This window comes from Halobacterium yunchengense, assembly GCF_037031165.1.
Lineage (GTDB): Archaea > Halobacteriota > Halobacteria > Halobacteriales > Halobacteriaceae > Halobacterium > Halobacterium yunchengense.
Map to the genome: position 1 here is coordinate 369,724 of NZ_JAYEZL010000001.1, position 20,333 is coordinate 390,056.

The following is a 20,333-nucleotide window of genomic DNA, read 5'->3' on the forward strand; positions in this document are numbered from 1 at the left end:
GCGAAATACCAGGCCGGACACCTACGCGTATGCTCGAACTGGAGCACGGGTTCCGCGTCGTGGACGCCCACGCCCGCCTCCACGCCGGCCCCGGCCGCCCAGCCAGGGGCCGCACCATCGACGGCGAGGACCTCGAACGCGAGATGCACCAGGCCGGGGTCGTGCGCTCGGTGGTCTTCCCCGGCCCGCAGAAGGGCGAACAGGGCTACCTCCGCGCGAACAACGCCGTCGCGCGGCAGGCCGTCCAGCGGCCGTTCATCGCGTTCGCGCGCATCGACGGGCCCCGCGACCCCGGGGAGTCGGCGACCTCCCGCCTGAAGAACCTCCGGTCGAACCGCTCGGACTGGCAGACCTCGCCCGAGGACATCGAGCAGTACGCCTACGACGACCGCTTCCACGGCTTCAAGCTCGACCCGGCGCGCGACGGCCTGCCCGACGAGGACGTCCTCGACGTGCTCGACGACGTCGGTCTCCCCGTGCTCGTCCACGGCGGCCGGGGGTTCACGCCGTCGACGCTCGAGGCCACCCTGCTCGACCGCGAGTTCCCCGTCGTGCTCGCGCACTTCGGCGGCCACCCACTCGACAGGGACCTGATGCACGAGGCCATCGGGCTGCTCGACGCGTTCGACGACCTCTACCTCGACACCGCCGCCGTCCGCTACCGGGAGCTCCTGGAGCGCGCCATCGTCGAACACCCCGACCGCGTGCTGTTCGGCAGCGGCGCGCCCGTCGTCCACCCGAACGTCGCCGTCATGGAGATCCTCACGCTGGACGTCACCGAGGACGCCATGACGAAGGTGTTCGGGAAGAACCCGGTTCGCGTCATCCCCGGACTGGACCGGGAGTAGTCCGCGCGGCCGGCCGCGGCACTCCGCGCCGTAGTCCGAGCGGCCCACCGACGCAGCCGCGCCGCAGTCGCGGCGGACGCCCGCCTACTCCGCGTCGCAGTCGTGGCGCACCATCGTGCGGTCCATGCGCGCGCTCACGCCGTTCGGGTTCCGGCGCGGCGTCCGGTCGGCCATCCGCGCCGACATCCCGTCCTGGCTGCCCGCCCAGAGGTTCGGCACGACGGCCCGCCCCGCGGCCGCCCACTCCGTGGGCTTCGCGTCGCCGCGGACGACGTCGGCGCCGACGGACAGCGCCTCGCCGCCGGCGTGCCGGAGGATGCGCGCGACGACGCGCGCGCTCACGCCGTAGTTCTTCACGAGCCGGTAGGCCAGCGACCGGTACTTCAGTCCCCACGCCGACTCCTCGGCGTCCTCGGGGAGCCGGTGGCGGATGTCGTCTCGCTCCTCGCGGACGACCACGGCGTCGGCGCCCCACGCCACGCTGCGGTCCATCCCCGCGAGCCGGTGGGCGGCGTCCCGCGCGGCGCCCGTCTGGAGGTACTCGTCGAAGCCGTCGAGGGCCTCCAGGGCGTCCCGCGCGAACGCCACGTTCCCGCCGTCGAAGTACGTGACCTCGCGGCCGCAGATCCGGGCCCGTTCGACGGACTCCGTCGTCATCCCGCCCTCCACGCGCCGGTGGACGGGGCCCGTGACGGCGTCCGCGCCGTCCGCGAGCGCGTCCCCGACGGCCGTCAGCCAGCGCTCCTCGACCCGGGAGTCCTGGCCGACGAACGCCACCACGTCGCCGGTGGACGCAGCGATGCCGGCGTTCCGGGACGCGTTCAGGTTGCGCTCGGAGACCTCGAGGAGGACGTCCGCGGCGTCGTGGTCCCGCACCATCCCCGACGTGCCGTCCACTGACGGCCCGTTCACGACGACCACCTCGGCGTCGGGTGCGTGGGCCGCGAGCGCGTCGAGGGACGCGGCGAGCACGTCGCGGCCGTTGAGCGTCGGCACCACTACCGAGAGGTCCATAGCGTACAGCAGCCTGCCCGCCTGTAAAAACGTCCCGGGTTCTCAGACCGGAGCAGTGACCGCGCGTTCCGGAGCAGTGACCGCGCGTTCACACGGCGGTCGGCGCGACACCGGCACCGTCAGACGCGCGCGTCCCAGTACGAGACCGTCGCCAGCGACCGGCCGACGCCAGTCGCACCGAGCGTCTCGTCCGCCCGCCGGACCGGCCCCGCGACCCAGTCCGGCACCGCCCGGTAGAAGCCGTACGGCACCACGAAGTCGTGCTCGGCGTTCGCCAGCTGGAGGCCGGCGTCCGAGACGATGCGGCGGGCCTCGCTGTCGCCGTACAGCCGCGAGCCCATCGGGAGCAGCCAGTTGTACAGCGACCGCGCGCTGAACCGGTTGAACGTGTCGAAGAAGACCTGGTCGCGGGAGACGCGCGCCATCTCCGTCAGGAACTCCACGGGCGTGTCCGCGAGGTGGAAGAATCGCATCGCGAACACCGCGTCGAAGTGGTCGTCCGGGAACGGCAGCCGCGCCGCGTCCCCGCGCATGAACGACAGGGTGTCCGCGACGTCCGCGCGGTGGGCCTTCTCGCGGCCCTCCTGGAGCATCGGCCCGGAGATGTCCAGTCCGGTGACGTCCGCGCCGCGCTCCGCGAGCAGCACCGTGAACCGGCCGGTGCCGCAGGCGATCTCCAGCACGCGCTTGTCCTCGACCGGCCCCAGCGCGTCGAGGACGGCCGCTTTCTCCCGGCGGTCGATGAGCCGGCCGCCGCGGGAGAACCGCTTCTCGTCGTACTCCTCGGCGACCTCGGAGGCCTGGTACCACTCCTGTCCCTTCACGCTTCTCGCCTGGACTTCGTGCGTGGGTGGTTAAAACCGTACTGGAACCGGGCAGGCGTCCGTCCTGTGGGCCAGCGGCCGTCCCACCGGCGGCCGCGGAACCGCTATCCGTCCGGCCGTCGAATCGTGTCGTATGCCAACGTGTCACGGCTGCGGCGGCGAGTTCGAGGCCGCCGACCTCGTCCACCACGAGCGCGACGGCGTCCACGTCGTCCACTGCCCGGACTGCGGCTGCACGCTCGGCTCGTACAACGAGCACCGGCGGTAGCGACCGCGCGGCCGCGTCAGCCGAACACGCGCGTCGGCTCGATGCGCACCAGCACGCGCTCGCCGTCCTCCTCGCCGTGGTAGGGGTACTCGTCCTCGCCGAGGTAGTGCCGGGCCAGCGAGTCGATGTGCTCGACGGCGCCCTCCGTGGTCAGTTCGACGACCTCGCCCTGGAAGCCGACGTACCGGTAGGGGTCGTCGGGGTCGAGGATGCAGCCGCCGACGCGGTCGTCCGCACGGAGGTTGCGCTCCTTCCGGCGGCCGCGCGCGGTGTTCACGAGGAGGTGGCCGGCGTCCTCGTCGTAGCCCACCCAGACCGGCGTCACGTGCGGGACGCCGTCGGGCGTCAGCGTGCCGAGGCTGAGGAACGACCGCTTCTCGAAGAGGTCGTGGTACTCGGGGGGAATCTCCGCCATGCCACAGCGTGGAACGGCCAGGGGCAAAACACGTCGGCCTCGGCGCCACCCCCAACGTCATTATACGATATTAGGAATTAAGACCCACGGGTAGACAACCTTTACCTGCCCCAGTATGTGACGCTGTTCCATGAGCACGTCCGCCACGGAGGGCCACTCACTCATCGAAGACGACGAAGCGTTCCGCGAGCGCCTCCGCGAACTCCCGCCGAGCGCGAAGCTCGTCGCGAAGGTACTTGAGATCGAGGCGCCGCTCTCCCAGGGCCGGCTCGCCGAGGAGTCGCTGCTCCCGGACCGCACCGTCCGCTACGCGCTCAACCGCCTCGACGACGCCGACCTCGTCGACTCCCGGTACAGCTTCCAGGACGCCCGCAAGCAGGTCTACTTCCTCGCCGACGAGCAGGCCGCGGCCGCGTCCGCCGACGACTGAACGCGTCTCCCCGCGCCGCCCCCTGAGCACTTTTCCCCGCGCCGCTCATCTCGACGCCCGTGCCCGACAGCGACCCGGCCGGCCGACCGTCCACTGACGCCCCCGCTCGCGTCCCGGTCCCGGTGGAGACGCGCGCCCCGGCGGGCGAGACGAACGCCTACGTCCTCGGCCGCGGCGAGCGCGTGCTCGTCGACCCCGCCGCGCGGACGGCCGCGCTCGACGACGCCGCCGCGGACGTCGCGCACGTCGCCGTGACCCACACGCACCCCGACCACGTCGGCGCCGTCGCCGACTACGCCGACCGGGCAGACGCCGCGGTCTGGGCGTTCGCGCCGTACGCGGACCGCTTCGCCGAGGCGACCGGCGTCGCGCCCGACCGCCGCTTCCGGCAGGGCGACGAACTCGGCGACAGCGGCGTCACGGTGGTGGCGACCCCGGGCCACGCCCCCGACCACGTCGCGTTCGTCGCGGACGGCCACGCCGTCACGGGCGACCTCGCGTTCGCTGCCTCGAGCGTCTACGTCGGCGCGCCGGACGGCGACCTGCGCGCGTACCTCGCGTCGCTGCGTCGCGTCTACGCGCGGGACTTCGACGCGCTCCACCCCGGCCACGGCGGCGTCGTCGAGTCCCCGCGAGCCCGCGTCCGCGAGCTGTACTTCCACCGCCTGGAGCGCGAGCGCCGCGTCCTCGCTGCCGTCGACGCCGGCTGCGGGACGGTCGACGCCGTCGTCGACCACGCCTACGACAGGGACCTCTCGGGCGTCCGCGACCTCGCCGGCCGCGCGGTGCGCGCCCACCTCGAGAAGCTCGCCGTCGAGGGGTCGGTGGCGTGGGACGGGACGCACGCGGAGCCAGCGAGACGGCCGTAGTGCGACGACCGACCGACGCGGCCAGCGGAGCGAGCCCCACCGACGCGAGTGCGTGCGACCGGCGGCCGCTCCGGTCGGCGTCAGTCCGCCAGCGCGCGGCGGCCCAGCGCCGTCACGAGCGCGAACACGAACCCGAACACGGCACCGAGTGCGAGCGCGCTGTGGGCCGCCGCGTCGGACAGCCACACCCGGGCGGCGGCGTACGCGAGCGCCGGGACGGCCGCGGTGACCGCGAACCGCAGTCGGTGACGGTCCCCGAGCCAATCCGCGCCGCGGTCGGAGCGACTACCCATGCGTGTCCGGGACGCGAGAACGCCCAAATAGGGTCGGGGGGCCTCGCAGGCCCTGCGACCGGGTCGCCCGGGGAGCAGTACCGCCCCGTGCAACACGTTGCACGAAGACCCAGGGGCGGCGGTGACCACGGTCCGCGCATGGACGTTCGCGCCCTCCTCCCGGCCGGAGTCCGCGACGACCCCGGACGCGGGCGGCTGTTCGCACTGCTCGTGCTCGCGCCGACGCTGCTCGGCGCCGCCCACCACGTCGACCACGTCGTGCGCGGCAACCACGTCGGCTGGCCACTGACCCCCCACGTCAACGCGTTCACGTACAGCCTCGCGATGTACCCGCTGGTCGGCGCCAGCCTCGCACTCACGTACGCGGACCGCGCCGGCGTCCGGTACTGGACCGCGTTCTTCGCGGCCAGCACGGGAGTGCTGGCGTTCCTGCACCTCGGCCCGTGGGCGGTCGAACCGCCGCGGGACGTCCTCGACCCCTACGCCGACCCGCTGTTCGGCTACCTCGCGTTCGCCGTCCTCCTCGGTCTGCTGGCCGTCCTGGTCCTCGCGGCCGGGTACGCCGGCCGCCTCTGGCTCGCGGACCGATGACCGCGGGGCGCGAGCGGGACGAACAGCGCCCGAGCGGCCCCGCCCCCGACCGATGCACAGGCCTTAGTGCGGGGGCGGCGTCGGTCCGGCGAGATGCCAGCGGTGACCGTTCGGCGCCCGGAGGACCGCCCGTGATACTCGCGCGACTCGACATCGAACTCCCGCCGGAGACCATGATCCGGGACGTTTCCACGGCGGAACCGGCCGCCACGTTCCGACTGCTGTCCGGCGTCCGCAGCGGCGACACCGCGGTCGAACTCGGCGAGGTCGTCGCCGACGACCCCGTCGCGGCCGGCGACCGCATCGCGGACCACGACGCGGTCCGCGACTACGAGTGGCTGGAGGTCGAGGCCGACCGCGCGCTCGGCAAGTACGAGACGACCGACACCGCCCTCTACGAGTTCGTCGCGGACGCCGACCTCCCGCCGGAGTACCCCGTCGTCGTCAGGGACGGCCGCTACGAGTTCGACTTCGTCGGGACGCGCGCGGAGTTCGAGGGGTTCCGCGCCGCCATCGAGGACGCCGGCCGCGACTACGAGCTGCTGTCGCTCGCCGACGGGACGCCCTCGGAGTCGCCGTTGTCGGACGCCCAGCGCGAGACGCTCGAGACCGCCGTCCGCGAGGGCTACTTCGAGGTGCCGCGGGCGTGCTCGCTCGCCGACGTCGCCGACGCGACGGGCGTCGAGAAGTCCACCGCGAGCCGGACGCTCCGCCGCGCGGTCGCGCAGGTGACCGCGCGGTTCCTCGCCGACCCCCGGGACTGAGCCGTCGCGGACCCCGCCAGCGAGGCGTTTTTCCGGCCCGGGCCCGACGTTCCGGGCGTGCAATCGCTGGAGGCCGAACTCGAGCGCGCTCGCGGTCTCGAGGTGTCCGCGCTGGCGGACGCCGTCGAGGCCATCGGCTTCGAGTGCACGCGCTGTGGCGCGTGCTGCAAGAGCGAGGCCGACGACCCCCACACCGCGACCGTGTTCCCGGACGAGGTCCGGGCGGTACAGGACGCCGCCGAGAGGGACAACCGACGCAGCGAAGCCGCGTCGAACTCCAGCTCACGGGGTTCCCTGGAGTGGCGGGACGTCGCGCGCCCGATGCCGTACGGCCTCGACGGGGACGGCACCGGCGAGACGTTCGAGTGGGCGCTCCAGACCGACGCCTGCGGGGACTGCGCGTTCTACCGGGAGGACGGGTCGGGGACCGGCGAGTGCACGGTCCACGACAGCCGGCCGCTGATCTGCGAGACGTACCCGTTCAGCGTCGCGCTCGGCGGCACCAGCCAGCCGATGGGCGAGGCGGTGGACGAGGAGGGGATGGTGCGCGCCCACGAGTGCGAGGGCCTCGGCCGCGACATCTCGCGGGCGGACGCGGAGTCGCTGGCGGCCGCGCTCAAGGAGCGCGCGGTCCGCGAACTCGAGGAGGCCATCGCCGTCCGCGACGGCTACGCGCCCGCCGACCCCGACCCGGGCGAGACGGTCGTCCACGACTCCGAGGGCGCGAAGCGGCCCGACGGGACGTCCTACGAGCGGTAGGCCGGGCCCGGACGTCACCCCCCACCGACGGCACGCCGAGACTGGCGGCGCCGACCGGCGGACTATCGCCGCCGCACCAATTGTTAAGTCACCTGGGTAACACGCACGAATGGAGGCTCGTCATGGAAATCTCTGACCAACTCCTCTGTCTGTTCAGCGCGGAAGTCACCGTCAAGGACGACGCCTACGTCGTCGAAGTCCCCCGGAGCGAGGTCGAGGCCGGCTCGGTCGACCCCGGGGACGTCTACCGCGTCGCGCTCATCTCCCAGGCCACCGCCGAACCCGACGACGAGTCGGAGTCGGCGAGCGAGCCGGCGTCCTCGGAGCCCCAGCCGCCCGTCGAGCAGGGCGAGATCAGGTACGTCGAGATCGAGGACATCGGCAAGCAGGGCGACGGCATCGCGCGCGTCGAGCGCGGCTACGTCATCATCGTGCCGGGCGCGGAGATCGGCGAACGCGTGAAAGTCGAGGTGACGGAGGTGAAGTCGAACTTCGCGGTCGGCGAGGTCATCGAGGAGTGACGCGACCGGCCCGGCCGCCTGCGCCAGCGAGCAGCGACACCGTCGCCGCGCGAACTGACCGCGTCGCCGCCTGAACCGACGCCGTCACCGCGTGAACTTCGCGAGGTCCGCGCCGTCGACGCTCGGCGCACCGTCGTGGGGCCGGTCGACGAGGATGTCGCCGGCCGTACTGCTGCCGATGCCGGGGATGGCGGTGAGCTCGTCCATCGTCGCCTCGTTGACGTCCAGGGGGTGCGGGACGCCCGTCACCGACCGGTAGCCGTGGTCGGTGACCGCGACGTCGATGGTCCGCCCGAGTTCGCGCTCGCCCGGAATCCCCACCAGCAGCGAGTACGTCCCCAGCTGCCGGCCGAACGTCTTCCCGTCCTGGTGGTACTCCAGCGTCACGTCCTCGAGGACGGTGCCGGGCGGCACGACCCGCTGCAGCATCGGGTTGTCCACGGTCTCCCGTACCTCCCGCTTGTACCGCTTGAACTGCTGCTTGTGGTCCTCGGCGAGCCGCGCGCCCGTCTCGGCCATGTCGGTGCCCTCGAAGGCCATCACCTGGCGGATGTTGATGCGGCGGAGCATCAGGCCCTCCTCGAGGACGCCCCGGAGGAACTGCTTGTTGTGCTCGAAGGTCTCCTCGCGTTCGCCCGCGAGCCCGTGCACGAGGTTGATGCCGGGCAGGAGCTTCGGCAGGCGGTCCGCGGCGTCCCCGCCCCACGAGGGCGCGTCCGCCGGGTCCTCGCCCGGCCGCCAGCCGCCGACCTCGTTGACGACGCGCACCGCCTCCAGGCACTCCTCGGCGGACACGAGGAGGTTGTTCTCCTCCTGCACGAGCGGGTCCGCGGACTCCAGGCCGAACGCCGCGGTGTCGCCGGCGGTGTTGTGCTCGGCGATGACCCGGATCGCCTCCCGCGACCGTTCGGGGTAGTCCACGATGGTCACGGGGTTCATGTTGTCGAGGTGCAGCGTCTCGAGGTCGGGGGCGACCTCGCGGATGCCGCCGTAGAGCCGCCGGATGGCGTCCGGGTTCGGCGCCTCGCCGTCGCCGCCGAACGCGAGGATGTCCGCCTGCCGGCCGAGCCGGAAGTGCCGGGCGCCGTGGTCGGAGAGGTTCCCGACCTCCCGGACGACGCTCTCGGCCGACCGGAAGGAGGGGTCGCCGTACATCGGCTCCGTGCAGAACGAACACCGGTACGCGCAGCCCCGCGAGGTCTCCATCTCGCAGATGAGGTAGTCCGGGTAGTTCGGGTGCTGTTCGACGACGAACGCGCCCTGTGCGGCCCACCGGTCGAGTTCGTCGTTGTCCCGGTAGCGGTCCTCGAACCCCTCCAGGCCGCTCGCCACGAGGTCGTAGGCGGCGGCCTCGACGTCCGCCATCGCGAGGAAGTCGAAGTCGAGGTCCGAGCGCTCCATCTCCTGGGCGCCGGCGTTCTCCTCGCCGACGCCGAACCGCACCGGCCCGCCCATCACGCTCGTTCCCTCCGCGACCCACGCCAGTTCGCGGACCTCGTCGGGTTCGGCCGGCGTCCCGCCGACGTACTTCCCGGGGACGGTCATCCCGCCGACGTACACGAAGAGGTCGGCGTCCGCGACGTCGCGGTACTTCGAGCGGTCCTCCCGGAGTTCGTCGATGGTGTGGTACGTGACCTGGTCGGCCGGGACGCCGGCGTCGACGAGCGCGCCCGCCGCGTACCGCGGATACGTGGAGATGTACGGCGGCACGCCGAAGTGCGCCGGCTCGTCGACGTAGCCGTCGACGAGCGTCACGTCCAGCTCCGCGGGGTCAGTCATACGACGGCGTTGGGCGTCGACGCGTAAGAACGTGACTACACGGACCGACCGCCGGGGGTCACGCGTCCGGGGCAGTCCGGCTTGCCGCGCGGTGCTGGGCGAGCAGACAGCCCGCGAGCACGAGCCAGACGCCGACGGTCGGCGGGAGGACGAACCCGAAGCCGGCGCTCGCGGCGGCGGTCAGCGGCTCCGCGGCGGCGGCAGGGAGCACGGCCGCCACGGTGGTGACGGAGGTCCAGGTCACGGGGACGTACACGAGCAGCGACCCGGCGAGCAGGAGGCGCCGCGGCAGTCCCTCGCGCAGGAGGTACAGCAGGGGGACGGTGGGGAAGACGGCGAGCGCGGCGTAGAACGGCTCGAGCGGGAGCAAGAGGAGCGTGGCGTGCAGCGTCCCGGCGAGCGCGACGAGGCGGCTGCGGTAGTCCGCGACGACGCGGTTCGCGCCGGCGAAGACGGGCGCGAGCACGGCGGCGCCGACCGGGAGCAGCCAGTCCGCCGGGAGGCCGGGCAGGGCGAACGCCAGCTGGCGGCGGACCGTCGAGTAGGGCGCTCCGGGGTCGGGGCCGCCCGCGAACGACGCGACGGCCGACTCGCTCGCGAGGACGTCCGTCACCCAGGTCGCGGACGCCCCGGGGCCGAAGACGACGAGGCCCGCCGCGAGGCCGAGGACGCCGGTCGCGGTCGCGGCGGCGACCGCGCGCCAGCGGCGCTGCCGGAGCAGCCAGACGCCGACGAGCGCGGGGAACACCTTCACGAGCGCGGCGAGCCCGAACAGGACGCCGCTCGCGCGGTCGCGGTCGGCCTCGAGGAAAAGCGCGCCCGCCGCGAGGGCGAGCGCGAGCGGGGGGTTCACCTGGCCGTTCACGAGGTTCACGCCGACCGGTCCGGCGAGGAACGCGAACGCGGCGACGAGCGCGCGGTCGGTCCGCGAGAGCGCGACGCCGCCGCGTTCGACCGCGCGCACGAGCAGGACTGCGAGCGCACCGAGCGCGGCGAGGTTGAGGGCGGTCTGGAGCGCGAACGCCGCGAGCGGACTGCCGAGCAGCGCGTGCGGGAAGAACGCGAGGGCGACCACCGGCGGGTACCGGAAGCCGGCCTCGCCGACGGGCGTGACGGCGTAGACGTCGGCGCCGCGGAGCGCGGCGCGCGCGGCGTGGTAGTAGACGTCGCTGGCGAGCGCGACCTGTTCGGGGTTCCGCAGCGGGAACAGCGCCGTGTTCGCGAGGCCGGCGAGCGCGCCGGCGGCGAGCACGAACCGCGGACCGCGACCCGGCGACATACGCGAGGCAGCGACGGCCCGGCACTTGCCTGTTCCGGACGCCGGCGCTCCGCGCGAGGCGGCCGGACGGGACTGCGCGCTCGCAGCCCGTCTCACCGGAGCCCGCCGCTTTATGACCGCGCCGGCCCAACGTGGGGGTATGCCCGCCACGGAGGAGCTGAAGTGCACGAGCGACGACTGCGAGCTCGACATGTTCGAGAACCACTACACGTACGACGTGGCCGACGACCTCGGCGTCGAGGACCTCCAGTGTCCGCTGTGCGGCGGGACCGACTCCCTGGAGCGCATCGAACTATGACGGTCCGCGAGTTCGCGGAAGCCGTCGGCGACGCGGTGTTCCGCCGGATGGGGCGTGCGACCTCGCGGTTCCAGGAGGAGACGCCGCTCCCGGTGGACGTCCTGGAGAGCGACGACGAGTACCTCGCGGTGTTCGACGCGCCGGGCGCGACCGCCAGCGACGTCCAGGTGAACTACGCCGGCGGCGCGGTCGAGGTCCGCATCGACCGGTTCCGGGAGTTCCGCGACGGCTTCGAGATGACGTTCCCCGGCCGCGGGCTCTCGCTGGACGGCCGCGTGACCCTCCCCGGCGACGCGGTGGTCGACGCCGAGGCAGCGCGCGCGGAACTGCGCGACGACGGCACGCTGTACGTCTTCCTGCCGAAGGCCGGGGACGCCGTGCGCGTCGAGGTCACGGAGGACGGCGGTGAGACCCGGGACCGCGGGTCCGCCGGCGAGGCCGGGAACCACGAGTCCGCCGGCGAGGACGGGAACCACGGGTCCGCCGGCGAGGACGGCTCTCGGGGCGGCCGCGGCGAGTAGCGGCCCGGCGGCTCACTCGACGGCCATCCCCTCGACGATCTCGAACGCCTCGTCGCCGTCGAACCGCGCCGGGGCGAATGCGTCGCGGACCGCCGCGAGCAGGTCGGGGTCGCGCGGGTCCGCGCCGAAGTCGCTGGCGAGGAGGTCCGCGGCGAGTTCGCCGGTCGCGGGCGCGCGCATGAAACCGTGGCCCTGCCAGCCGGCGGCGACGTAGACGCCGTCGGCGAGTTCGCCGAGCAGGGGGTCTCGGTCCGGCGTGGCGGTGCAGAGGCCCGCCCACGCGCGGTGGACGGACGGCTCGTAGCCCGGGAGCCGGTCCGCGAGGCGGTCGGCCGTCGCCGCGACGAACCAGTCGTCGCCGCCGCGGTCGTAGGTGTCCGGGTCGGCTTCGACGGGTTCCGTGCCGTCGCCCGCGAGCACGCCCTCGGGGTGGGGGCGCGCGTAGTAGCCCTCGGTGGCGTCGTAGAACGTCGGGAGGTCGCCGGCCGCCGTCGCGGTGAGCGCCTGCACGCGGTACGGCTTCAGCGGTACCGAGAGGCCGGCGTCGGCGAGCACGCGCTTCGTGTGCGCGCCGGCGGCGACCAGGACGGCGTCGTAGGTGTCGCCGTTCACGCGCGGCGGAGCGGTGGCGACACTCGCCGCGGCGTCCGTGCGGACGTCGACGCCGGCCGCGGCGGCGAGGTCGGCGACGGCGTGGGCGTACGCCGCGGTGTCTGCGACGCCGGCGTCCCGCGCGACGGCGGCCTCGACGACGTCGTCGGTGCGCAGCGCCGGGTGCTCGGCGTCCAGCGCGGCCGCGTCGAGGCGCTCGACGTCCCGGCCGTTCGCCCGCATCCCCTCGACCTGTTCGCGGACGGCGGCGGCCTTCCGGCCGGGTTCGGTGACGAACCAGACGTACGGCGACGGCTCGAACGCGAAGTCGCCGGTCCCGGAGAGCGCGCGGAACCGCGCGAGCGCGCGGTCCGCCACCGCCGCGTCGACTTCCTCGGCGAACGCGTCGTAGAGCACGCCCGCCGCGCGCCCGGTGCTCGCGGCGGCGACGTCGCCGCGCTCGTAGAGCGTCACGTCGGCGCCGCGCGCCGCGAGGTCGTGGGCGGCGGTGAGGCCGACCGCGCCGCCGCCGACCACGGCGACCGAGGCGTCTGTGCCGGTGGCAGCGACGGCGTCGGCGGTCCAGCCGCGGGTCCCGTCGTCGCTGTCGGGAGCGTCGTCCATACCGGCGGATGCACGCGGCGGGCCAAAACTGCCGCGACGGCGCGTGCGCCACGCTAGCGCGTCCGGGCGGGAGCGGGCCGCCGTCCGCCAGTTTCACTTTCACCCCGCACGGGTGGGGTTGAAGCGGGTCCCCGGCCACACTGGAAGTATGGCACTGCAGCACCGACGCCGCGCGCCGTCGGCGGTCGAGCGCGACGAACGCCGCATCGAGGTCTCGGCGATGACCGCCGCCGGCGTGGCCGCCTACGCGGACACGCACGGCGAGGACGCGTTCATCGAGCGCCGCGGCGGCAAGACGTTCCTCGTCACCGTCGAGTGACGCCCGCGGCGCGACCCGGGAGTGCGACGAGCCGGGTCAGTCCAGGAACGCGTCCAGGCCGGCGGCCGGGTAGGCGACGACGTGGTCGACGCCCGCCTCGCGCAGCGCGTCGACGCGCCCGGCGACCGTCTCCCGGTCGCCGACCAGCGCGAAGTCGCGGACGGCCTTCGACAGCACCTCGCGGGCGCGCCCCGTCGCGGCCGCGTCCGTCTCGGCGCCCTCCGGGAGCGCGCGCCGCACGGGGCCGCGGCGCGCGGTGTACTCGCCGACGGCGTCCAGTATCTCGTCCTCGTCGCCGCTGAGCACGGTCGGCGCGTACACCGCCACGTCGCCCTCGAAGCCGGCGGCGCGCATCGCCCGCACGTCGGTCTCCGTGGTCCGGGAGAGCAGTTCGAACTGCGTCGCGCCCGTCGCGAGCGCGGTGCGCTCGACGCCCTCGGTCCCCACCCACGCGTCCTCGTGGGCGGCCGTCGCGGCGCCGAGCCGCGGCGCGATGGCGCGGCCGGCCTCCCGTTCGGAGAGGTACGCGCCGTGCCCGGCGACGAACACGCGCCCGACGGCGTCGGGGAGCTCGCGCGCGAGCGAGTCGTCCCCGAGGGGGTCGAAGCCGTCCGCGCGCACCGGCGTCGTCACGCGGACGCCGCGGTCGGCGGCGAGGTCCGCGAGCAGGCCGAACGACGGCAGGTGCTCGCGGCCCTCGTAGTCGACGACCACGCTCCCGACGGCGCCGTGGACGTCCGGGACGCGCGCGAGGTCGTGCTCGCTGGGTTTCACTGCGACCGCGTCGACGCCCGCGACCGCGGCGCGGCTGTCGCTGCTCAGCACGACAGACCACCCCGGGCCGCGAGACGACGCTGTGACTCAGTACAAGAGCGGAACGCGATCCATCGTCTCTGCGACCATACAGGCACTCACTCCGCGCTCGGGGAAAAGCGTGTCGCCGCTCGCAGGATTCTCCGGGCGGCCGCCGCGTCAGCGCTCGGGGTCCATCTCCACGACCCCGGGGTCGCGGTCCGGCGGCGTCCACCCCACGCCGAGTTCGAGGAACTGCACGAGGATGCGGCCGGTCGCCCCCCAGACGGTGTAGCCGTCGACGTGGAAGAAGTGGACGACCGCCTCGCCGTAGCGCGGGTGGACGCGCTTTTCCACCTCGTAGTTGGCGGGGTCGGTGAGCGCCGCGACGGGGAGGACGGCGACCTCCTCGACCTCGCGCTCGTCGGGCACGAACTCGCGGTCCGGGACGCGCGCGACGAACGGCGTCACCGAGTACCGCGACGTCGTTCGGATGTCGTCGAGCTGGCCGACGAACGAGACGTCCTCGCGGCGAAGCCCGATCTCCTCGAACGCCTCGCGCGCCGCCGTGTCCCGGAGGTCGTCGTCGCTGGGCTCGCGGCCGCCCCCGGGGAAGCTCATCTGGCCGGGGTGCTCGCCGAGGTGGTCGGCGCGCTTCGTGAACACCAGCGCCGCGCCCGCGTCGCGCTCCACGACGGGCACCAGCACCGCGGCGTCGCGGTCCTCGTCGGTGACGCGCGTCGGCCGGTGCGCCGCCACCCGCGAGAGGTCCATGCGGGGACGGACGGCCGCGACGACCTTAACTCACGCGCCGTCGCCCAGTTTCCGGGTCAGTCCTCGGTGAGGGACGCGCGGACGTCGCCGAGGTCGACGGGCGCCCACGCCTCCGCGTCGTAGGTCACGTCCACGAGGTAGCGCGCGCGGTCGCTTCCGGGGTCGGCGTCCGCTGCCTCGTCCTCGAGGCGCGAGCGCACCGCCGACGCGAGGTCGTCCCGGGGGACGTCCCGGGGTTCGACGTCCATGATGTGCGGGAGGTCCGACGCGCGCTCGGGCAGTTCGGGGAACGCCACCGGCCCCGGGACGAGCACGCGCTCGTCGGCCGCCTCGACGGCCACGAGGGCGTACGCCCGGAGCGCCGCCGCCACGTCCTCGTCGGCGGCGTCCCGGTCGAAGTCCTCGCCGCGCTTGAACGCCAGTTCCGCGAGCGCGTCGTGCAGTTCCGCCCGGGTGAGGCCGCCGAAGAGGTCCACGACGCCCGCGAGTTCGTCGCCGTTCACGCGTCCCCGTCGCCCGGCGAGCGGCTTGAATCCTCCGCCACCGCGGCGCTCGCGGCGGCGCCGTCGACGGTCTCCGCGACGTCCGCGGCCGCCGCGTCGGCGACCGCCGCAGGGTCGAGGTCGGCGTCCGCCCACGCGGGCAGTCGCGTGTCGGGGCCCGGCGGCGCGATGGCGTCGGCGTACGCGTCCGTCTGGTCGCGCTCGCCGTCGGCGTCGTAGTCGAGGCCGTTGAACGCGGCGTCCGCGCCGTACGCGCGGACGAACCGGTCGGCGGCCTCGCGGTAGCGCTCCGCGAGCGCGCCGTAGTCGACGTCCACGCCGGCGTCCTCGACCGCCCTGAAGAGGGCGGCGCCGACGCCCTCGCTCATCTCCGAGAGGCCGGTCGGCCCGGAGACCGCGCGGTGGTCGTGCTCGTAGCGGCCGAGGTCGACCTGCGCGACGCCGTCGGCGCCGACCAGCCGGAACGCCTCCCCGAGCGTCCCGACCTCCAGGCCCCAGCGGCGCTGCACGCGCATCCGCCTCGCGACCGCGCCGGTGAGCGCGCACTCGCCGGCGAGCGCGTACCGGAACGCCCCCAGGAAGTCGACGACGTCGTGGTCGTGGGCGTCGCCGAGCGCGGCCACGAGCGGCTCGTAGAACAGCCGGAACAGCCGGCCGTAGAGGCGGTCGTTCTCCACGCGCGCGTAGTAGCCCTTCGAGACGTCGAACCCCGCCGCGAGCGGGAACAGGAGCTTCCGGACGTCGCGGGCCTCGTACGTCGTGGTGTCGGCGTCGTGGACGACGACGTAGTCGTGGCGGGCGGCGACGCCGAGCGCCAGCCAGACGTCCCGGCCCTTCCCGCGCTCGCCCGCGAGGCCGGCGTCCGCCAGCAGCGCCTCGACGCGCGGCCCGTCGCACCACAGCAGCGTGAGGGGGACGTCGAACTCGGCGAGCCACTCCCGGAAGTCGGGGACGCGCTCGGCGGGCGCGCGCAGCGCGACGACGACCGACGCCGGGTCGACGCGCTCCAGTTCGGAGAACACGCGCTCGGGCGCCAGCCCCGCGTACTCGCGGTCCGTCACCGGCACGACGACGGCCGCGCGCCCCGTCGGCGCGTCCGGGTCCGCGCCCCCGTAGTCGTGGAGCGTCGCGACCCGCTCCTGCGTGTAGTCCATACCCCCTCGTGGGGCCGCCGCCGGGAACTAGCTTGCGCCAGCGGGCAGGCGGCCGGCGCGGTACAGCGCGACGAGCGCGACCACGAGCGCGGCGAGGAACGCGCCGCCGACGCGGAACACGAGGTCGTAGGCGTACCCCCGGCCGAGCAGGGTGCCGACGAGGACGCTCCCCATCGCCTGCACGACCATCATCGACGCGCTGTAGCCGGCGTACGCGCTCGCGCGGTCGGCGTCCGGCAGGCTGTCCAGGAGGAACGTGTCGATGGCGGGGAAGAGGCTGTGGACGGCGTACCCGAGCACGACGGAGACGGCCGCGACGGCGACCACGCCGTCGACGGCGGTGAGCGCGAGCAGCGACGCCACGAACCCGCCGAGCACGGCGAGCATCAGGGGGACGTGGCGGAAGCGGTCCGCGAGCCGGCCCGTGTACCAGAACGCCGGCACGCCCGCGGCGAACACCACCGTCAGGAGGGTCTCGGCGGTGCCGCTCTGGATTCCCTTCGCCTCCGTGAGGTACTTGATGTAGAAGTTGAAGAAGCCGTTCCACACCAGGCCCGTCAGCCCGATGATGACGACGCCGAGGGCGACGACGCGGTACTGGCGGCGGATGGCGCCGAGGAGGTTGCGGTCGGCCGCGCCCGCGGACGGCAGGTCGGTGCGCCGCGCGAGCGCGAACGTCGCCGCGGTGACGACCAGCGCGCCCGCGGACAGCAGGTAGAACGGCGCGCGCCACGTGTACACCGAGAGGAGGACGCGGCCCACGAGGACCGGCGCGACGGCGGCCGCGAGCTGGCTGGCGGTGCCGTGCACGCCGATGACGCGGCCGACGCGCTCGGGGAACAGCTCGCTCACCAGGGGGTTCGCGGCGACGAAGTACGCCCCGGACGCGACGCCGACGAGGAGCGCGCCCGCCATCACGAACTCGATGCTCGGCGCCAGCGTGATGCCGAACGACGCGACGGCGAGCAGGCCGCCGGCGCCGAGGACGACGTGGTGGCGGTCGACGCGGGTCAGCAGCCAGCCGGTCGGCAGGCGGGGGAGCGCGCTCCCCAGCCACGCGAGCGTCGCCACCAGGCCGACGGCCGCGTCGCTGGCGAGGAAGTCCGCCTGCAGCGGCGCGACCAGCGGCGCGAACACGACGCGCCCGAAGTTCACGAGGAACACGAGCGCGCACAGCGACCCGAACAGGCGGACGCGCCGCGCGTCGCTGTCGGTGGCACGGGACACGACCACCGCTTCTCGGCCGCCGGGGTCAATTCTTGTGGTTCCGGGCGACGCTGCCAGCGGCCGCGTCGCCGGCCCAGCGCGACGGTTAGGCGGGGCTTACTAAAGCGACCACCCGTGGTAGGCGCTCACATGAACTCGGTTCGAAAGGCGCTCCGGACTGGGACGCTGCGGAAGGACACCTACGAGCGGCTCGTCTGCGAGGACTGCGGGCGGCCCCTGCGGACGGACGACCGCGGCGGCGTCGGCTGGCGGCGCAGCTGTCCGGACTGCGGCCGCACGTGGAAGCAGCTGCCGTAGCGACTCGAGGGCAGCAGCTACTGGACGACGGCGCCGCAGGTACCCGAAGACGGCGCCGCAGGTACCCGAAGACGGCGCCGTGCCGCAGTTACTCGAAGACCGCGTCGAAGGCGTCGGCGCCGAGCGGCTCGAACTCGCCCGCGCGGACGTTCTCGCGGACGTGCTCGGGGCTGGTGGTGCCGGCGAGCGCGCACGTCACGCCGGGCGCGCTCCGCGCGAAGTTCAGGCCGCGCTGCGCGAGCGTCTCCCCCGCGAGGCGCTCGTCGACCGCGTCCGGAATCCCGTCCAGCACGCGACCCTGCGCGAGACTCGCGGACGCGAACACGTTCAGGCCGGCCTCGTGGGCGTACCACAGCACGCTCTGGTCGCCCTCCGGTCCGGACTGGGCGTCGACGGTGAACGCGTCCGCCATGTAGACGTTGAACGGCACCTGGACCGCCCGCAGGTGCGTCGCCGTGTTCCCCACGGACTTCGCCGCCGAGCGCGCCCGCGAGATGACCTCGCCGAGGTCGAGGTAGTGGTCGTGGCCGCGCGGCACGCGGAACGCCTCCCAGGTCGCCACGCCGTAGTGCCCGACGTCGCCCGCCGCGACGCGGCGCTCCAGTCGTTCGAACGTCGCCTCCAGCTGGTCGTAGACCGCCTCGGCGGGCCGCGCGTCGAGTTGGGTCTCCGGGTTGTGGACGTAGTAGAGGTCCACCGCGTCCACGCCGAGGTTCGCCAGCGACCGGTCGAGCTGGTCCTCGACGAACCCGGGCGCGATGGCGTGACTGCCGTGCGCGAGGTCCTCGGCGTCCAGCACGCCGGTGTCGACGTACTCCGCCTGGACGAACCGTCCCGGGCGCTCGGGCTTGGACTCGTCGAACGGCACGAAGCCGCCCTTCGTCGCCAGGAAGACCTCCTCGCGGTCGACGTCCGCGTCCCGGAGCGCGCGCCCGACGGCGCGCTCGCTGCGCTGGTGGCGGTAGTTGATGGCCGTGTCCACGACGTTGCAGCCGCCCTCCAGCGCCGTCCGCACGGTCCGGTAGTAGTCGTCGTCGACGTCGTCGGTGGGGTCGCCGAGGTACGTCCCGAGGCCGACGCTGGACACCGCGCGGTCCCGCACCCGCCGGAAGTACGTGCGCGCCATCCGGTCGCCGTGGCGTTCCTTGTACCGGAACGTCCCGTCAGCAGTCGCCATGCCCACTCGAACGCGGCCGCGTCACTTGTACTCCCCGCGACGGAACGCCTCGACCGCGTCGCGGTACCCCTCGCGGTACGTCGGGTACGCGAACTCGTAGCCGAGCGCGCGCAGGCGGTCGTTCGAGCACCGCTTGCTCGTCCGCAGGCGCCGCTCGGCCGCCTCGGAGAGGTCGCCCTCGGCGAGCCGCTCGGCGACGGTCCGCTTCTCGGGGCGGTCGACGCCGCACTCGTCGGCGAGGTAGTCCGCGAACGCCCACTTCGAGACGGGTTCGTCGTCTACCGCCAGCAGCACCTCGTCGCCGACCGCCGCCTCGAGCGCGAACCGCACGACGCCAGCCGCGTCCTCGCGGCGGATCATGTTCAGGTAGCCCTCGGTGACGGGGCCCTCGAGGTAGCGCGTCAGCCGGTAGCGGTCCGGGCCGTACAGGCCCGCGAACCGCACCACGGTCGGCGCCATCCCGTACTCGGGCGCGCGCTCCCGGCAGACGCGTTCGGCCTCGGCGAGCACCTCGGTCTTCGCCGTGGTCGGGTCCAGCGGCGTCTCCTCGTCCACCCAGTCGCCGCCGTGGTCGCCGTACACGCCCGTGCTCGACGTGTACACGAACCGCGCGGGCGCGTCCTCGCGCCCGCCGAAGTGCTCGACCGCCGTCCGCAGCCCGTCGACGTACACCTCGCGGGCCGCATCCGCGCCGCGGCCGCCCGAACTCGCCGCGAACACCACCGCGTCCACGTCCGGCACCGCGGCGAGGTCGTCGTCGCTCGTGACGTCCGCCGCGACGGCGTCGAAACCCGCCTCCCGAACCGCCGCGAGGCCCGACGCCGACCGCCGCACGCCGACGACGCCGTGGCCGTCCGCCGCCAGCTGCCGGCCGAGCTCCAGGCCGACGTACCCACAGCCGAGGACCGCGACGTCCATCAGTACGGGTTCTCGCTGGCGACGTGCCGGTAGATTGCCGCGTACTCCGCGAGCGTCATCGGCTGTCGCCCCTCGATCTTCTGCTGTACCTCCTTCGGGTCGAGGTCGCCGTCCAGGCCGCTGGCGAGCGCCTCCACGTCCATCACCGCGGAGCTCATCTGGAGCATCAGGTTGTCCCGCACCTCCAGGAGCAGGCTCTCCGCGTCCGGCCAGTCGTCGCTCGCCGCGAGCACTCGCGCCGCCTCCTCGACGGTGAACGCCGGGGACTCGCCGGCGAGCAGTGCCTCCAGGCGCTCGGCCTCGACGCCGGACGCCTCGGCGACCGCGTCGACGCCCTCGGCCTCCACGACCGCCGCCAGCGCCGCCTCGTACTCCGCGCGCACCTCCCCGGGCGTCACCGCCTCGGGGTCCTCGAGTTCGTCGGCTAACACGCTCCCGGCTACGCGCTCGGCGTTCAAGGAGGCTACGCTTGCCGCGGGGCTCG

27 protein-coding genes are annotated in these 20,333 nt (G+C 74.0%); 12 read left to right on the forward strand and 15 right to left on the reverse strand.

The window, feature by feature from the left end:
• The first annotated feature begins 29 nt into the window (after positions 1-29).
• Positions 30-848: an amidohydrolase family protein gene (locus tag U5911_RS01805; RefSeq protein WP_336034795.1), complete on the forward strand. Its 819-nt coding sequence runs from the start codon at positions 30-32 to the stop codon at positions 846-848.
• 84 nt (positions 849-932) lie between these two features.
• On the opposite strand, the gene U5911_RS01810 is transcribed toward U5911_RS01805, so the two are convergent.
• On the reverse strand, positions 933-1,862 hold the full coding sequence (locus tag U5911_RS01810; protein WP_336034797.1) for a glycosyltransferase family 2 protein: 930 nt from the start codon (positions 1,860-1,862) through the stop codon (positions 933-935).
• A gap of 119 nt (positions 1,863-1,981) precedes the next feature.
• Complete coding sequence (locus tag U5911_RS01815; protein WP_336034799.1) at positions 1,982-2,686, reverse strand: class I SAM-dependent methyltransferase; 705 nt, start codon at positions 2,684-2,686, stop codon at positions 1,982-1,984.
• A gap of 133 nt (positions 2,687-2,819) precedes the next feature.
• Here U5911_RS01815 and U5911_RS01820 point away from each other — a divergent pair, with 133 nt between their 5' ends.
• Entirely contained in the window at positions 2,820-2,954 is a 135-nt protein-coding gene (locus U5911_RS01820; RefSeq protein ID WP_336034801.1) for a hypothetical protein, read from the forward strand.
• A gap of 16 nt (positions 2,955-2,970) precedes the next feature.
• On the opposite strand, the gene U5911_RS01825 is transcribed toward U5911_RS01820, so the two are convergent.
• Positions 2,971-3,369, reverse strand: coding sequence for a PPOX class F420-dependent oxidoreductase (locus U5911_RS01825; protein WP_336034803.1), 399 nt, complete (start codon positions 3,367-3,369; stop codon positions 2,971-2,973).
• A gap of 130 nt (positions 3,370-3,499) precedes the next feature.
• On the opposite strand from U5911_RS01825, the gene U5911_RS01830 reads away from it, so the two are divergent.
• Both U5911_RS01830 and U5911_RS01835 read left to right on the forward strand, forming a co-directional pair.
• Positions 3,500-3,799 carry a MarR family transcriptional regulator gene (locus U5911_RS01830; protein WP_336034804.1) on the forward strand — a complete coding sequence of 100 codons (300 nt, stop codon included), beginning with the start codon at positions 3,500-3,502 and terminating at the stop codon, positions 3,797-3,799.
• A gap of 59 nt (positions 3,800-3,858) precedes the next feature.
• Positions 3,859-4,668, forward strand: coding sequence for an MBL fold metallo-hydrolase (locus U5911_RS01835; protein ID WP_336034805.1), 810 nt, complete (start codon positions 3,859-3,861; stop codon positions 4,666-4,668).
• Positions 4,669-4,748: 80 nt separating this feature from the next.
• Here U5911_RS01835 and U5911_RS01840 read toward each other — a convergent pair whose 3' ends face one another.
• Positions 4,749-4,961, reverse strand: a complete 213-nt coding sequence (locus U5911_RS01840) for a hypothetical protein (protein ID WP_336034807.1) — start codon at positions 4,959-4,961, stop codon at positions 4,749-4,751.
• Between the two features lie 138 nt (positions 4,962-5,099).
• Between U5911_RS01840 and U5911_RS01845 the strand changes: the two genes are divergently transcribed.
• The 4 genes from U5911_RS01845 to U5911_RS01860 all read left to right on the forward strand — a co-directional run bounded on the left by U5911_RS01845 (position 5,100) and on the right by U5911_RS01860 (position 7,596).
• Positions 5,100-5,552 (forward strand): hypothetical protein, encoded by a 453-nt coding sequence (locus U5911_RS01845; RefSeq protein ID WP_336034809.1) that lies wholly within the window; start codon positions 5,100-5,102, stop codon positions 5,550-5,552.
• A gap of 131 nt (positions 5,553-5,683) precedes the next feature.
• Positions 5,684-6,316: a helix-turn-helix domain-containing protein gene (locus U5911_RS01850; protein WP_336034810.1), complete on the forward strand. Its 633-nt coding sequence runs from the start codon at positions 5,684-5,686 to the stop codon at positions 6,314-6,316.
• Between the two features lie 57 nt (positions 6,317-6,373).
• The gene (locus tag U5911_RS01855; protein ID WP_336034811.1) at positions 6,374-7,075 is read left to right on the forward strand and encodes a YkgJ family cysteine cluster protein; all 702 of its coding nucleotides are present in this window, start codon (positions 6,374-6,376) and stop codon (positions 7,073-7,075) included.
• A 122-nt stretch (positions 7,076-7,197) separates the two neighbouring features.
• A complete protein-coding gene (locus U5911_RS01860; protein ID WP_336034813.1) occupies positions 7,198-7,596 on the forward strand; it encodes a TRAM domain-containing protein in 399 nt (132 codons plus the stop codon).
• An 84-nt stretch (positions 7,597-7,680) separates the two neighbouring features.
• On the opposite strand, the gene U5911_RS01865 is transcribed toward U5911_RS01860, so the two are convergent.
• A complete protein-coding gene (locus tag U5911_RS01865) occupies positions 7,681-9,375 on the reverse strand; it encodes a radical SAM protein (protein ID WP_336034814.1) in 1,695 nt (564 codons plus the stop codon).
• Positions 9,376-9,433: 58 nt separating this feature from the next.
• On the reverse strand, positions 9,434-10,654 hold the full coding sequence (locus U5911_RS01870) for a glycosyltransferase family 87 protein (protein ID WP_336034817.1): 1,221 nt from the start codon (positions 10,652-10,654) through the stop codon (positions 9,434-9,436).
• A gap of 139 nt (positions 10,655-10,793) precedes the next feature.
• On the opposite strand from U5911_RS01870, the gene U5911_RS01875 reads away from it, so the two are divergent.
• Positions 10,794-10,952: a DUF7559 family protein gene (locus tag U5911_RS01875; protein ID WP_336034818.1), complete on the forward strand. Its 159-nt coding sequence runs from the start codon at positions 10,794-10,796 to the stop codon at positions 10,950-10,952.
• Positions 10,949-11,473 (forward strand): Hsp20/alpha crystallin family protein, encoded by a 525-nt coding sequence (locus tag U5911_RS01880; protein ID WP_336034820.1) that lies wholly within the window; start codon positions 10,949-10,951, stop codon positions 11,471-11,473. The genes U5911_RS01875 and U5911_RS01880 overlap by 4 nt, the downstream gene beginning before the upstream one ends.
• 12 nt (positions 11,474-11,485) lie before the next feature.
• On the opposite strand, the gene U5911_RS01885 is transcribed toward U5911_RS01880, so the two are convergent.
• Positions 11,486-12,688 (reverse strand): NAD(P)/FAD-dependent oxidoreductase, encoded by a 1,203-nt coding sequence (locus U5911_RS01885; protein ID WP_336034821.1) that lies wholly within the window; start codon positions 12,686-12,688, stop codon positions 11,486-11,488.
• A gap of 148 nt (positions 12,689-12,836) precedes the next feature.
• On the opposite strand from U5911_RS01885, the gene U5911_RS01890 reads away from it, so the two are divergent.
• Positions 12,837-13,007, forward strand: coding sequence for a hypothetical protein (locus U5911_RS01890; RefSeq protein ID WP_336034822.1), 171 nt, complete (start codon positions 12,837-12,839; stop codon positions 13,005-13,007).
• A gap of 36 nt (positions 13,008-13,043) precedes the next feature.
• Here the strand turns inward: U5911_RS01890 and U5911_RS01895 are convergent, their stop codons facing one another.
• The 5 genes from U5911_RS01895 to U5911_RS01915 form a co-directional block, all read right to left on the reverse strand.
• Positions 13,044-13,832 carry a DUF7388 family protein gene (locus U5911_RS01895; RefSeq protein ID WP_336034823.1) on the reverse strand — a complete coding sequence of 263 codons (789 nt, stop codon included), beginning with the start codon at positions 13,830-13,832 and terminating at the stop codon, positions 13,044-13,046.
• Positions 13,833-13,979: 147 nt separating this feature from the next.
• Positions 13,980-14,573, reverse strand: coding sequence for an NUDIX hydrolase (locus U5911_RS01900; protein ID WP_336034824.1), 594 nt, complete (start codon positions 14,571-14,573; stop codon positions 13,980-13,982).
• 56 nt (positions 14,574-14,629) lie between these two features.
• Entirely contained in the window at positions 14,630-15,076 is a 447-nt protein-coding gene (locus U5911_RS01905) for a DUF7109 family protein (RefSeq protein ID WP_336034826.1), read from the reverse strand.
• On the reverse strand, positions 15,073-16,230 hold the full coding sequence (locus U5911_RS01910; RefSeq protein ID WP_336034827.1) for a glycosyltransferase family protein: 1,158 nt from the start codon (positions 16,228-16,230) through the stop codon (positions 15,073-15,075). Before U5911_RS01910 ends, U5911_RS01905 begins: the two co-directional genes overlap by 4 nt.
• Positions 16,231-16,257: 27 nt before the next feature.
• Complete coding sequence (locus U5911_RS01915) at positions 16,258-17,457, reverse strand: MFS transporter (protein ID WP_336034829.1); 1,200 nt, start codon at positions 17,455-17,457, stop codon at positions 16,258-16,260.
• A gap of 129 nt (positions 17,458-17,586) precedes the next feature.
• Between U5911_RS01915 and U5911_RS01920 the strand changes: the two genes are divergently transcribed.
• On the forward strand, positions 17,587-17,754 hold the full coding sequence (locus tag U5911_RS01920; protein WP_336034831.1) for an HVO_0758 family zinc finger protein: 168 nt from the start codon (positions 17,587-17,589) through the stop codon (positions 17,752-17,754).
• 88 nt (positions 17,755-17,842) lie between these two features.
• On the opposite strand, the gene U5911_RS01925 is transcribed toward U5911_RS01920, so the two are convergent.
• The 3 genes from U5911_RS01925 to U5911_RS01935 are packed head-to-tail and all read right to left on the reverse strand — an operon-like array spanning position 17,843 to position 20,280.
• Positions 17,843-18,931 carry an aldo/keto reductase gene (locus tag U5911_RS01925; protein WP_336034833.1) on the reverse strand — a complete coding sequence of 363 codons (1,089 nt, stop codon included), beginning with the start codon at positions 18,929-18,931 and terminating at the stop codon, positions 17,843-17,845.
• 21 nt (positions 18,932-18,952) lie between these two features.
• Positions 18,953-19,849, reverse strand: coding sequence for an SDR family oxidoreductase (locus U5911_RS01930; protein ID WP_336034834.1), 897 nt, complete (start codon positions 19,847-19,849; stop codon positions 18,953-18,955).
• The gene (locus U5911_RS01935) at positions 19,849-20,280 is read right to left on the reverse strand and encodes a DUF5791 family protein (RefSeq protein WP_336034836.1); all 432 of its coding nucleotides are present in this window, start codon (positions 20,278-20,280) and stop codon (positions 19,849-19,851) included. Before U5911_RS01935 ends, U5911_RS01930 begins: the two co-directional genes overlap by 1 nt.
• Between the last annotated feature and the right edge of the window lie 53 nt (positions 20,281-20,333).